Raw genomic sequence first — 11,689 nt, 5'->3', positions numbered from 1 at the left:
GTCACCCCTTGACGTACGGTATGCCGCTCGCGGCCGGCGGCCGGGACCGGCCCACGAGGCCGGCGACGGCGAACACGGTCACGAGGTAGGGCAGCATCGCCATGAACTGGCTCGGCACCGGGGTGCCGATGATCGTCACGATGCTCTGCAGGTTGTCGGCGAAGCCGAACAGCAGTGCGGCGAAGAACGCCCCGATCGGGTTCCAGCGGCCCAGGATCATCGCGGCGAGGGCGATGAAGCCGCGGCCGCCGGAGATCTCCTTGGTGAAGCTGTCGATCGCCACGAGGGTGAAGAACGATCCGCCGATCCCGGCGACGGCGCCGCCAAGGGTGACGTTCCAGAAACGGGTCGCGTTGACCTTGATGCCCAGCGTGTCGGCGGCCTGCGGGTGCTCGCCGACGGAGCGGACCCGGAGGCCCCACTTCGTCTTGAACAGCCCGATCCACACCACGATCACGGCCACGTACATCAGGTAGCCCACCACGGACTGCTTGAAGAGGATGGGGCCGAGGACCGGGATGCTGGAGAGCACCGGGATTTCGATGATGGGAAGCCGGCCCGGCGAGTTGAACATTTCCTTGTCCGCCTGCATCACGGTGCTGAACAGGAAGCCGGTGAGGCCCGAGATCAGGACATTGAGCACCACACCGACGATGATCTGGTTGACCACGTACTTGATGCTGAAGACCGCCAGCACCATGGAGACGAGGGCGCCGGCGACGGCTGCCGCGAGCAGGCCCAGGTAGGGGTTGTCGGTCAGGCTGGCCACGATCGCCGCCGTGAAGGCGCCGCCCAGGAGCTGGCCCTCGATGGCGATGTTCACGACGCCGGCGCGTTCGCACAGGACACCCGACAGCGAGCCAAAAACGATCGGCACGGCGAGGGTCACGGATCCGGCGATGAGGCCGGCCAGCGAGATGCTGGGGGTCCGGGCGCCGCCGACGACCCAGATCAGGAAGGAGACCACAAAAAGGACCGTGAAGAGGACCGGCAGCCAGCGCGGGGGCCGGACGTTTTTCGTCTTCAGGAACATGGCGTAGCCGGCGAGGCCCAGCATGATCACGGTCAGCACGATTCCGGCGAGGTAGGCAGGCACTTCGATGGCGGGCAGCTGGAAGAAGTCCCCGCCGGAGGAGATGCCGAACCTGGCGGTCTTCTGGGGGCCCAGCAGGCCGAAGAAGATGAACGCCAGAACGGCCAGCACCAGCAGTGTCACCGGCAGCTTCCAGGTGACGGGCTTGGCGGACACCGCAGGCTTGCCGTTCCCGGCCGGCTGCGGTTGTCCCTGCTGCGGCTTGGCAGGTTTTCCCGGGACGGGTGAGGTTGCCGTTGTGCTCATGCTGCACCTCCGGTGGTGGCTGCCTTCTGGGACTTGCGGGCGGTGGCGGCCTTCTTTTTGCGCGGGTTGAGTCCGAAAATCAGCCGGACCAGCGGCGGCGCCGCGATGAACAGCACAATGAGCGACTGGACCACCAGCACGATGTCGATCGGGGTTCCGGTCTGGATCTGCATCTGGACCGCGCCGGCGCGGAAGGCGCCGAACAGCACTCCGGCGGCAAAGGTGCCCCACGGCGTCGAACGCCCCAGCAGCGCGACGGTGATGGCGTCAAAACCGTAGGTTGCGGCGACGCCGTCGGTGAGGACCTTTTCGGTGCCCGCCACCTGCGCGACGCCGGACAGTCCGGCCAGGGCCCCGGCGATGGCCATCACCAGGATCGTGGCGCGGGGAACGTTGATGCCGGCGGTCAGGGCTGCCTTGGGATTGGCCCCCACCGCGCGGAACTCGAAGCCGACGGTCGAGCGGTTCAGCAGCCAGGAGACGAATATTGTCGCCGCGATGGCCAGCAGGAAGCCAAGATGCAGCCGGTACTGGCTGCCGAAGATCTGCGGGTACACGGCCGTGGGGTCCAGGATCGGGGAGATCGGGGTTGCCTCCCCCGGCCGCTGGAACGCCGGCGAATCGAGCAGGTACCGGACGAGGTACAGGGCGATGTAGTTGAACATGATGGTCACGATGACCTCATGGGCTCCGGTTCTGGCCTTGAGCACGCCCACGAGGCCGCCCCAGACGGCGCCGCCGATGACTCCCGCGAGCAGGACCAGCAGCAGGTGGAGCCCCGCCGGCAGGTCCAGCGCGAAGCCCACCCAGGCGGCCAGGATGCCGGCCATGATGATCTGGCCCTGGGCGCCGATGTTGAACAGGCCGGCTCGGAACGCCAGGGCCACGCCGAGGCCTGCGGTGATCAGCGGGGTGGCGATGGTCAGGGTCTCCATCAGCGGGGCGAATTGTCCGCCTATTCCGCTCCCCCGCGGGTTGAAGACCGAGCCCTGGAAGAGCGCGACGTAGGAGCTGGTCGCGGCCGACCAGACGGCGGCAAGGAAGTCAGTCGGGCGGGCAAACAGGTAGCTGGAGGTGGCGGCGACCGCCTTGTCTGTGCTGGCAATGAGCAGCCCGCCCAGGATCAGGGCGAGGACGACGGCGAGGATGGTGACGATGCCGTTGCCAGTGAAGATCTTGCGCAGCACCGAGGCCGAGTCCTCGCCGCCGGGGAGGGACCCGCTCTGGGCCGAGACGGGCACCGCCGATGGCCGCATCGCCCCGCCGGCGGTGTCCAGCGAGGTCACCAGGGCGGTGTCCTCCTTCGGCGCCGGGGAGCCCGGTTCCGGTTCAGCCGGGCGGTGCGGCTCGTTGTTCTCACTCATGGTCGTCTCCTACGGCGCCGGAGCGGGGCTCCTGCACGGGCAGGGCGGCGGGGGCCGGGGTCGTTGCCGGAAGGTCAGCGGGCGGAAGGTCAGCGGGGTTTTCCGCGGAGCGGCGGGCCGGGCGGCTGCCCGCGGCGTCGGCGGGGGCGTCGGCGGGGGCGTCCTCCGGGGACAGACCGGCCATCATCAGGCCCAGGACCCCCCGTGAGGTGCCGGCCGGGACGATCCCGACCAGTTTGCCCTTGTAGAGCACCGCGATCCGGTCGGCGAGCTCAATCACCTCGTCCAGTTCGGTGGAGACGATCATCACGGGGGTGCCGTGGTCGCGCTCGGCCACGATGCGCTTGTGCAGGAACTCGATGGATCCGACATCCACGCCGCGGGTGGGCTGGGAGGCGATGAAGAGCCGCAGCGGCCGGGAGAGCTCCCGGGCCATCACGAGTTTCTGCTGGTTGCCGCCGGACAGCGTGCCGGCGGCCAGCGATCCGGACGGGGTGCGCACGTCGAACTCGTCGATCCGGGTCTTGGCGTTCTCCAGGACCTTGGCGGGACTCATGCTGATGCCCCTGGCGAACGGTGCCTGGTCATACCGGTCAAGGATCAGGTTTTCGGCGATCGAGAAGGTGCCGATCAGGCCGTCGACCGAGCGGTCTTCCGGCACGAAGCCGACGCCGGCGTTGAGGACATCCTTGACGCTGCGGCCGAGGAGTTCCTCGCCGTCGAGCAGGATGGAGCCGTGGACGCGGTCCTGGAGACCCAGGATGGCCTCGGTCAGTTCCGTCTGGCCGTTGCCCTGGACGCCGGCGATGGCGAGGATCTCGCCGCGGGCGATGTCGAAGCTGATGCCGTCCACCACGTGCTGGCCGCTGGGCGCGATCACGGTGAGGTCCTTGACCTGGAAAGTTGTCTCCTGGGGCTGGGCCGGCGCCTTGTCCAGGGTCAGGTTCACGGCACGGCCCACCATCATGGACGCCAGTTCCGTCGTGGAGGCGCTGGGATCGGCGGTGCCGACCACCTTGCCGCGCCGGATCACCGTGATGGTGTCGGAAACGGCTTTGACCTCGCGGAGCTTGTGCGAAATGAACACGATCGAGGTGCCGTGGCTCTTGAGCTGGCGCATGATGTCCAGCAGCTCGTCGGTGTCCTGCGGGGTGAGCACGGCAGTGGGCTCGTCGAGGATGAGGACCTTGGCGTCGCGGACGAGGGCCTTGATGATCTCCACGCGCTGCTGCACCCCCACCGGGAGGTCCTCGATCAGGGCGTCGGGGTCGACGTCGAAGCCGTACCGGTCCGAGATCTCCTTGATCTTCCGGCGGGTGTCATCCAGGTTCAGGAATCCGCCGGCCTTGGTGGTTTCCGCTCCCAGCGCGACGTTTTCGGCCACCGTGAAGACGGGGACCAGCATGAAGTGCTGGTGCACCATGCCGATGCCCGCGGCCATGGCGTCCCCCGGACCGCGGAAGGTGACGGGTTTGCCGTCGACGAGGATCTGGCCCTCGGTGGGCTCGTACAGTCCATACAGGACGTTCATCAGCGTGGACTTGCCAGCGCCGTTTTCGCCGAGCAGACAGTGAATCTGCCCGGGTTCAACAACCACGTCGATGTGATCGTTGGCTACCAGGGAGCCAAAGCGTTTGGTGATCCCCTTGAGTTCAAGTTTCAAAACCCTGACCAATCTCGAGTGTCCGGCGGACCTTGCCCGGACGGATGATGGGGCTGCAGCAACAGCCTAGTGCCTGCAGCCGGGTGCGGAGCCGGGCTGCTCAACGAAAAGCGCCACAGCCCGTGCGGTGGATGACCGGACGGGCCGTGGCGCTTAGCGGCGTGAGTTAGACCTTCGGGCTGGCTGCGGATTCAACCTTCAGCGTGCCGTCGGCGATGTCCTTCTTGATCTGGTCCAGCTCGGTCTTGAGCTCGGCGGGAACCTTGGAGTCCATGTCGTGGAACGGCGCCAGCTGCACGCCGTCGTTCGCGAGGGTGCCAACGTACGGCGTGTTGTTGAACTTGCCGTCCTTGTCTTCCTTCACGACGTTCTCCACTGCCTCGCCCATCTGCTTCATCACGGAGGTCAGCATCAGGTCCTTGTACTCCGGTGCCGTAAGGAAGCCGTCGGAGTCAACCCAGATGAGCTTGACGTCCTTGCCTGCTGCCTTGGCTTCCTTCAGGGCTGCGCCCGCGCCCTTGCCGACGGGTCCGGCGACAGGCATCACGATGTCGGCGCCCTGGTCCAGGAAGTTCTGGGTCAGCTGCTTGCCCTTGTCCTGCTTTTCGAAGTCACCGGTGAAGGAACCGTCCTGCTTGGCCTTGTCCCAGCCAAGAACCTTGACGTCCTTGCTCTTTTTCTCGTTGTAGTACTTCACGCCGTCCACGAAGCCGTCCATGAAGATGGTCACGGTGGGGAGTTTGATGCCACCGAAAGTGCCGACGGTACCGGTCTTGGTGGTGCCCGCGGCCGCGTAGCCGGCGAGGAAGGCTGCCTGCGCGGTGTCGTAGATGATGGGCTTGACGTTGGCGACGGCGGGATCGTAGCCGTAGTCGACGATCGCGAAGTGGCTGTTCGGGTTGGCCTCGGCCTGGGCCTTGGTGGCGTCGCCGAGCAGGAACCCGACCGTGACGGTCAGGTCGCAGCCGGCGGTGACCATGGCGCGGAGGTTGGGCTCGAAGTCGTTGTTGGTCTTGGACTCGGCCTGGTTGACCTTGATGCCCAGGTCCTTCTCAGCCTTCTTCAGGCCCTCGTAGGAGGACTGGTTGAAGGACTGGTCGTCGAATCCACCCGAGTCCGAAACGATGCAGCCGGTGTAGTCACTGGCCGTCGCGGTGGCGGTGCTGCTGGCCGTCGGGGCGGCCCCGCAGCCGGTCAGCAGCAGGGCCGCCGCACCTGCGGTGGCGACTCCGGCAATTGAACCGCGCTTGAAGGTTGCACGCAGAGAGTTCTTCAATTTTCCTCCAGGAAGAAAGAGTAGGCGCTACGACGGAGCTCAATGAGTGTCTGTTGGCGGGGTTGCCGCTGAAACGCTGTTTTCACTGATGGATTTCGCAGCACTGCGCCGAGGCGCACTGATGAAAGAAACAATAGTGTCCTGTGACACGTCGAAGTAGCACACTTCACAGCGATTCCGCAGATTGTTCAGAACTTGTTACCAACCGGTAGCGACAGCAAACCCCGCACGGCTTCTCCGGTGCGGGGTTTGCTGCTGTCAGCCTGGGAAGTCGTGCCCCTAAATCCGGACCAGCATCTTGCCGGTGTTGGCGCCGTCCAGCAGATCCATAAAGGCCTGAGGGGCGTTTTCCAGTCCGTCCACAATAGTCTCGTCATACCGCACGGTGCCGTCTGCGAGCCAGCCGGACATGGTCTCCACGAACTCGGCCAGATGCTGCCAGTAGCCGCTGACCAGGAAACCCTGGAGGGTCAGTTGTTTGCCGATGGCCACCGCAAGGTTTCGCGGAGCCGGTGTGGGCTCGGTTGAGTTGTACTGCGAGATGGCGCCGCACATGGCCACCCGGCCGCCGACGGTGAGCGCCGACAGGGCGGCTTCAAGGTGTTCCCCGCCGACGTTGTCGAAGTACACGTCGATCCCGCGTTCGCCCGCGGCCGCGGCGAGCTGCCCCGCGACCGGGCCGTCGCGGTAGTTGAACGCCGCGTCGAAGCCGAGCTCCAGCAGCCGGGCCACCTTTTCCGCGGAGCCTGCGCTGCCGATGACCCGCGACGCACCCATGGCTTTGGCGATCTGGCCTACCAGGGAGCCGACGGCACCTGCCGCGCCCGAGACGAAGACGACTTCGCCGGCCTTGAAACCGGCCACCTTGAGCAGGCCCGCGTAGGCGGTCAGGCCGGTCATGCCCAGCGCGCCGAGGAACGCCGGCGCGGGGGCCAGGTCGGTGCGGGCGGGGGTGGTCGCTCCGGCGTCGAGCACGGCATATTCGCGCCAGCCGAGGGAGTGGACGACGGCGTCGCCCACAGTGCGGTCGGCGGACCGGGACGCGATGATCTCGCCGACAGCGCCGCCGTCCAGTGCGGTGTCGAGGGCAAAGGGCGCCGAGTAGGACTTGACGTCGTTCATCCGGCCGCGCATGTAGGGATCCACCGAGACATAGAGGTTGCGGACCAGGACCTGGCCGTCCTGGAGTTCAGGCAGCGCCGTCTCGGCCAGGCGGAAGTTCTCCGGCACGGGGCGTCCGTGCGGACGCGACGCCAGCTGGATCTCGCGGGTGCTGCCGGGGAGCGCGGCGGTTTCGGCGGCGGGGCTCATGCGGCGACCTCCAGGATCTTGATGTCGACGGTGATGTTGCCGCGGGTGGCGTTGGAGTAGGGGCAGACTTCGTGCGCCCTGGCCACGAGGTCCTCGGCAGTTTTTCGGTCGACGGAAGGCAGCGCGATCTCAAGTTCCGCGGCGATGCCGTAGCCCGGTCCGTCGGCGAGGGCGCCCAGGTGGATTTTGGCGGCGACGGCGGAATCCGTCAGGTCCGCCTTCGTCTGGCGGCCGACCAGCCGCAGGGCCGAGTGGAAGCAGGCCGCGTACCCGGCCGCGAAAAGCTGCTCGGGGTTGGTGCCTTCGCCGTTGCCGCCGAGCTCCACCGGGCTGGCCAGGTTCACACTGAGCTTGCCGTCCTTGGTGACCGCGGTGCCGTCGCGGCCTTCGCCCGAGGCCAGCGCCTCGGCAGTGTAAAGCGACTTCATGGGGGATCCGATCTGTTGCGTTTGCGTGGAAGTCAGTGCAGGTCAGTTGGTGTCAGCGGGCGCCGCGCAGCTCAGTGGGAGCCGTGCAGCGCGGCGGTCAGCCTGTCCAGGGTCTCGCGGAGCTGGTCAAGTTCAGCGGGCGGGAGTCCGGCGGCGTCCGCGAGCCGCTGCGGGATGCCGGTGGCCCGGGCGCTGAGCGCGGTGCCGGCGTCGGTGAGGAAGACCTCAACCCGGCGTTCGTCCTCGGCCGACCGCCGCCGTTCCACCAGGCCCAGGGCTTCGAGCCGCTTGAGCAGCGGGGAGAGCGTGCCGGAGTCGAGGCCCAGTTCCTCCCCCAGTTCGCGGACGCTGCGCGGTTCCTCTTCCCAGAGCACCAGCATGACGAGGTACTGCGGGTAGGTCAGGCCAAGCTCGTCGAGCATCGGCCGGTACGCCGCCGTGGCTGCCCGGGACGCGGAGTACATCGCGAAGCACAGCTGCCGGTTCAGGCGGGGAGCATTGGTCATGGAAATACGATAGTACACAATTGAATTGTGCACAACTTAGTTGGCGGGGGGCGGAAGGTCGCGATTGGTGGGCGGTGGCCTAGAGGTCGCGGAGGGTGCGCAGGGCGGCCGCGGTGAGGACCTGGATGCCCAGACCCAGGGCGCGTTCGTCCACGATGTAGTCGCCGCGGTGCAGGTCGTACTCCTCGCCGCCGGGGGTCTTGGTGCCGAGGCGCATCATGGCGCCCGGGAGGTCCGCGAGGAACCAGGCGAAGTCTTCGCCGCCCATGGACTGCGGGGTCAGGACCACGGCGCCTTCACCGAGCTCGGCGCGGGCCGCGGCCTCGATCAGGGCGGTTTCGTGTTCGGAGTTCACCACGGGAGGCACGCCGCGGGTGTGCTCCAGGTGCACATCGACGCCGTACGGTGCCGCGATCTGCTGCACGACCTCGTCGAGGATTTCCCCGGCGTCGTGCCAGGCGTCGCGGTCCAGGCAGCGCATGGTGCCCGCCATGTAGCCGCTGGCCGGGATCGCGTTGGGGGCGGAACCGGCGGAGATGTGGCCCCAGACCACGGAGACGCCGCTGCGGACGTCGACGCGGCGGGAGAGCACGGCCGGAACGTTGATGGCGATCTGCGCCAGCGCGAAGATGAGCTCTTCGGTCAGGTGCGGGCGTGACGTGTGGCCGCCGCGGCCGGTCAGTTCGATCTTGATGGTGTCCGAGGCGGAGGTGATGGCGCCGATCCGGGTGCCGATCCTGCCCACTTCGATCCGGGGGTCGCAGTGCAGGGCCAGGATCCGGGGAACACCCTCGAGGACGCCCTGTTCGATGCAGCTCTGGGCGCCGCCGGGCATGGTTTCCTCGGCGGGCTGGAAGATGATCCGCACGGAGCCGCGCAGGGGCGACTCCTCGTGCATCCGCTGCAGGACCAGGGCCGCGCCGAGCATGGTGGCGGTGTGCACATCGTGGCCGCAGGCGTGGGTGACACCGTGGTTCTTCGAGGCGAACGGGAGACCCGTTTCTTCGATGATGGGCAGGGCGTCAATGTCCCCGCGCAGGGCGGTGGCGATCGGACCGTCTCCGATGTCCACCGTCAGGCCTGTGCCTTCGAGGCGCCGGGGCTTGAGTCCGGCCTCCTCGAGGCGCTGCACGAGCTTGTCCGTGGTGCGGAACTCCTTGAAGGAGAGCTCCGGGTGCGCGTGCAGGTCCCGGCGGAAGGCGATCAGTTCCGGGAGCAGAGGCTCGAGCCACGGCCGCACCAGGGTGGTGGGCTGAGCTTCAGTTGAGTAGTTGCGCACGGCATAACTCTAGCGAGCGCACAAAGAATAGCGGCATCCGGTACGGCGCGTTACGGTTCGGCAAACAGTTGCGCCCGCCTGCGGACGGGCCGGTGGGACGCCCGCGGCAGCAGGACCCCCGCCCGGACGGGCCGCGGCAGGACCGTACGCCGCCGGAAGCCGGCCCGGGACTAGAGGACGTCCGTGTCGCCGCTGGCCTTGAGGGCATCCACGGCCTGCTTCACGCGCTGGGAGTGTTCCTTGTGCATCACCAGCAGGGCATCGGGGGTATCCACCACAACGACGTCCTTGATGCCGATCAGCGCGATCACCCGCTTGGTATCGGAGACCACGACGCCGCTCGCGTCCTCGGTGAAGACGCGGGCGCCCTCCCCGATCACGGTGACGTCCTTGACCTCTTTGGCGCTGTTGAGCCGGCCCACCGAGGCGAAGTCCCCGACGTCGTCCCAGCGGAAGGTACCGGGGACGACGGCGACGTCGCCCGCGGCGGCTGCGGGTTCGGCCACGGCGTAGTCAATCGCGATCTTGGGCAGGGTGGGCCAGATGCGCGCCTGGACCTCATCGCGCTGCGGGGTGTCCCAGGCCTGGGCGATTTCCTGCACTCCGGCGAAAAGCTCGGGCTGGTTGGCTTCGAGGTGCTTGAGCATCAGCGAGACGGGAGCCACGAACATGCCGGCGTTCCAGACGTATTCTCCGCTGTCGAGATATTCCTGGGCGACCTCTTCGCTGGGTTTCTCCACGAACTCGACGACTGCCTGGGCGCTGGGGGCCCCGGCCACACCGAGGTTCTTCCCGGCCCGGATGTAGCCGAAGCCGGTGGAGGGGTGCGTGGGCTTGATCCCGATGGTGACAATCTTGCCGGCGGCGGCCGCGTGGATGGCCTCCCTGACGGCCTCGTGGAAGAGCCCGTCGGGGCTGATGACCTGGTCCGCCGCGAAGGATCCCATGATGGTGTCCGGGTCCCGCTCGTGCAGGATCGCCGCGGCCAGGCCGATGGCGGCGCCGGAGTCCTTGGGCTCGCTCTCCAGCACCAGGTCCGCCTCGTCAATCTCGGGAAGCTGGCGGCAGACCGCGTCGCGGTGCGCCCTTCCGGTGACCACGAGCATATGCTTACCGGCGAGCGGCTCAAGCCGGTCGTAGGTGGACCTGAGCAGGGTACTGCCCGATCCGGTGAGGTCGTGCAGGAACTTGGGGGCTGCAGCCCGCGACAGAGGCCAGAGACGGGTCCCCACCCCGCCTGCCGGAATCACCGCAATAAATCGGTCCAGGGCCGAGCCCTGTGGTGAGTCCTGGTTTGTCGCTTTGTCTGTATTCATCACCGCCACTTTAGCCGAACGTCGTGCGGCCGTCCCTGATCCGGTGTCGGACACGACACAGTGCGGCGCCCGGCTGCCGCAGTCCGGGAGCAACCGGAGCGTTCCCGTCGGGCAACGGAATGTGGCGTTCGTCTCAAAACCGGACGAAAACCACGCCGGGCGCCGTCACCAACGGGTGGCTGAATTGAATAAGCTGACAGCGAAGCCTAGATTTAGGCTTGAGCTTACGAGTGCTCTCGCAGCAGGCGTTCCCCCCGCGTGGATCCCATGCCAGCGCCGCTGTGTTGCAGGGAGGTTTATTCAGTGCCGACAAAACCAGCTGGCACCTTGTACCGCGGCCGTGAAGGCATGTGGTCCTGGGTTGGACATCGCATTACCGGTGTAGTGATCTTTTTCTTCTTGTTGGTCCATGTGCTGGACACCTCATTGGTGCGTGTGTCCCCCGAGGCCTACACCGCCGTGATTGGTGCCTACAAGAACCCCCTGATGGCCCTGGGTGAAACGGGCCTTGTCGCAGCGATCGTGTTCCATGCCTTCAACGGCCTGCGGATCATCGCCGTCGACTTCTGGAAGAAGGGCGCGAAGTACCAGCGCCAGATGCTGTGGACGGTGCTCATTCTCTGGGCGGTCGTCATGGTGGGCTTCTCCATCCGCCACCTTTCCCTCGCCCTTGGAGGTCACTAGCCATGAGTGCAACTGAAATTCAGAGCCCGCGCAGTGCTGCCAAGGTCGGCAGCAACCGGATTGCACCGCAGTACCGCCGCAACGGCAGTTCCAAGGGCAACTTCGAAATGCTGGCGTGGCTTTTCATGCGGCTTTCCGGCGTCGTCCTGGTCGTTCTGATCTTCGGACACCTCACCGTGAACCTGCTGGTCGGCGAGGGCATCCAAGCGATCGACTTCGGCTTCGTGGCCGGCAAGTGGGCCGACCCGTTCTGGCAGATCTGGGACCTGGCCATGCTGTGGCTTGCCATGCTGCACGGCACCAACGGGGTGCGCACCATCATCAACGACTACGCCGAGAAGGACGCGACGCGTCTGTGGCTGAAGGTCGTGCTCTACGCGGCCACCACCGTCATCATCATCCTGGGCACCCTGGTCATCTTCACCTTTGACCCGTGCCCCGTGGTCAATGGTGTCCAGCTTCCCGGCGGGTTCTGCCCCGCGCCGTAGCGGCGCAGCCCCAGCGGCAACCGATCCCTTGCCTG

General features: G+C 66.8%; 11 protein-coding genes. 2 read left to right on the top strand and 9 right to left on the bottom strand.

Annotation, left to right across the window (positions count from 1 at the left end; all coding sequences use genetic code 11):
* Position 1 precedes the first annotated feature (1 nt).
* From ASPU41_RS11015 to ASPU41_RS10975, 9 genes are all read right to left on the bottom strand, one after another.
* Entirely contained in the window at positions 2-1,339 is a 1,338-nt protein-coding gene (locus tag ASPU41_RS11015; RefSeq protein WP_069950953.1) for an ABC transporter permease, read from the bottom strand.
* A complete protein-coding gene (locus tag ASPU41_RS11010) occupies positions 1,336-2,703 on the bottom strand; it encodes an ABC transporter permease (protein ID WP_069950952.1) in 1,368 nt (455 codons plus the stop codon). The genes ASPU41_RS11015 and ASPU41_RS11010 overlap by 4 nt, the downstream gene beginning before the upstream one ends.
* Entirely contained in the window at positions 2,696-4,366 is a 1,671-nt protein-coding gene (locus ASPU41_RS11005) for an ABC transporter ATP-binding protein (RefSeq protein ID WP_069950951.1), read from the bottom strand. The genes ASPU41_RS11010 and ASPU41_RS11005 overlap by 8 nt, the downstream gene beginning before the upstream one ends.
* Positions 4,367-4,532: 166 nt before the next feature.
* Positions 4,533-5,642 carry a BMP family lipoprotein gene (locus ASPU41_RS11000; protein ID WP_069950950.1) on the bottom strand — a complete coding sequence of 370 codons (1,110 nt, stop codon included), beginning with the start codon at positions 5,640-5,642 and terminating at the stop codon, positions 4,533-4,535.
* Between the two features lie 279 nt (positions 5,643-5,921).
* Complete coding sequence (locus tag ASPU41_RS10995; protein ID WP_069950949.1) at positions 5,922-6,953, bottom strand: NADP-dependent oxidoreductase; 1,032 nt, start codon at positions 6,951-6,953, stop codon at positions 5,922-5,924.
* The gene (locus ASPU41_RS10990) at positions 6,950-7,381 is read right to left on the bottom strand and encodes an organic hydroperoxide resistance protein (RefSeq protein ID WP_069950948.1); all 432 of its coding nucleotides are present in this window, start codon (positions 7,379-7,381) and stop codon (positions 6,950-6,952) included. Before ASPU41_RS10990 ends, ASPU41_RS10995 begins: the two co-directional genes overlap by 4 nt.
* Before the next feature lie 71 nt (positions 7,382-7,452).
* Positions 7,453-7,887, bottom strand: coding sequence for a MarR family winged helix-turn-helix transcriptional regulator (locus ASPU41_RS10985; protein ID WP_069952635.1), 435 nt, complete (start codon positions 7,885-7,887; stop codon positions 7,453-7,455).
* Positions 7,888-7,966: 79 nt separating this feature from the next.
* Entirely contained in the window at positions 7,967-9,166 is a 1,200-nt protein-coding gene (locus tag ASPU41_RS10980; RefSeq protein ID WP_069950947.1) for an amidohydrolase, read from the bottom strand.
* A gap of 170 nt (positions 9,167-9,336) precedes the next feature.
* Positions 9,337-10,482, bottom strand: coding sequence for a mannose-1-phosphate guanylyltransferase (locus ASPU41_RS10975; protein WP_069952634.1), 1,146 nt, complete (start codon positions 10,480-10,482; stop codon positions 9,337-9,339).
* Between the two features lie 348 nt (positions 10,483-10,830).
* Here ASPU41_RS10975 and sdhC point away from each other — a divergent pair, with 348 nt between their 5' ends.
* Positions 10,831-11,166, top strand: coding sequence for a succinate dehydrogenase, cytochrome b556 subunit (gene sdhC / locus ASPU41_RS10970; protein WP_056433017.1), 336 nt, complete (start codon positions 10,831-10,833; stop codon positions 11,164-11,166).
* A 2-nt stretch (positions 11,167-11,168) separates the two neighbouring features.
* Positions 11,169-11,654 (top strand): succinate dehydrogenase hydrophobic membrane anchor subunit, encoded by a 486-nt coding sequence (locus tag ASPU41_RS10965; protein ID WP_069950946.1) that lies wholly within the window; start codon positions 11,169-11,171, stop codon positions 11,652-11,654.
* Positions 11,655-11,689: the final 35 nt, after the last annotated feature.

Source organism: Arthrobacter sp. U41, from assembly GCF_001750145.1.
Lineage (GTDB): Bacteria > Actinomycetota > Actinomycetes > Actinomycetales > Micrococcaceae > Arthrobacter.
The sequence above is the reverse complement of the archived record's forward strand: the minus strand, read 5'-3'. Positions and strand labels throughout refer to the sequence as shown.

Excerpts from the sequence above, each read along its gene's own strand:
- ASPU41_RS11015 (WP_069950953.1), bottom strand. The coding sequence starts at position 1,339 with ATGAGCACAACGGCAACCTCACCCGTCCCGGGAAAACCTGCCAAGCCG.
- ASPU41_RS11010 (WP_069950952.1), bottom strand. The coding sequence starts at position 2,703 with ATGAGTGAGAACAACGAGCCGCACCGCCCGGCTGAACCGGAACCGGGC.
- ASPU41_RS10975 (WP_069952634.1), bottom strand. The coding sequence starts at position 10,482 with ATGAATACAGACAAAGCGACAAACCAGGACTCACCACAGGGCTCGGCC.
- sdhC (WP_056433017.1), top strand. The coding sequence starts at position 10,831 with ATGTGGTCCTGGGTTGGACATCGCATTACCGGTGTAGTGATCTTTTTC.
- ASPU41_RS10965 (WP_069950946.1), top strand. The coding sequence starts at position 11,169 with ATGAGTGCAACTGAAATTCAGAGCCCGCGCAGTGCTGCCAAGGTCGGC.
- ASPU41_RS10985 (WP_069952635.1), bottom strand. The coding sequence starts at position 7,887 with ATGACCAATGCTCCCCGCCTGAACCGGCAGCTGTGCTTCGCGATGTAC.
- ASPU41_RS10995 (WP_069950949.1), bottom strand. The coding sequence starts at position 6,953 with ATGAGCCCCGCCGCCGAAACCGCCGCGCTCCCCGGCAGCACCCGCGAG.
- ASPU41_RS10990 (WP_069950948.1), bottom strand. The coding sequence starts at position 7,381 with ATGAAGTCGCTTTACACTGCCGAGGCGCTGGCCTCGGGCGAAGGCCGC.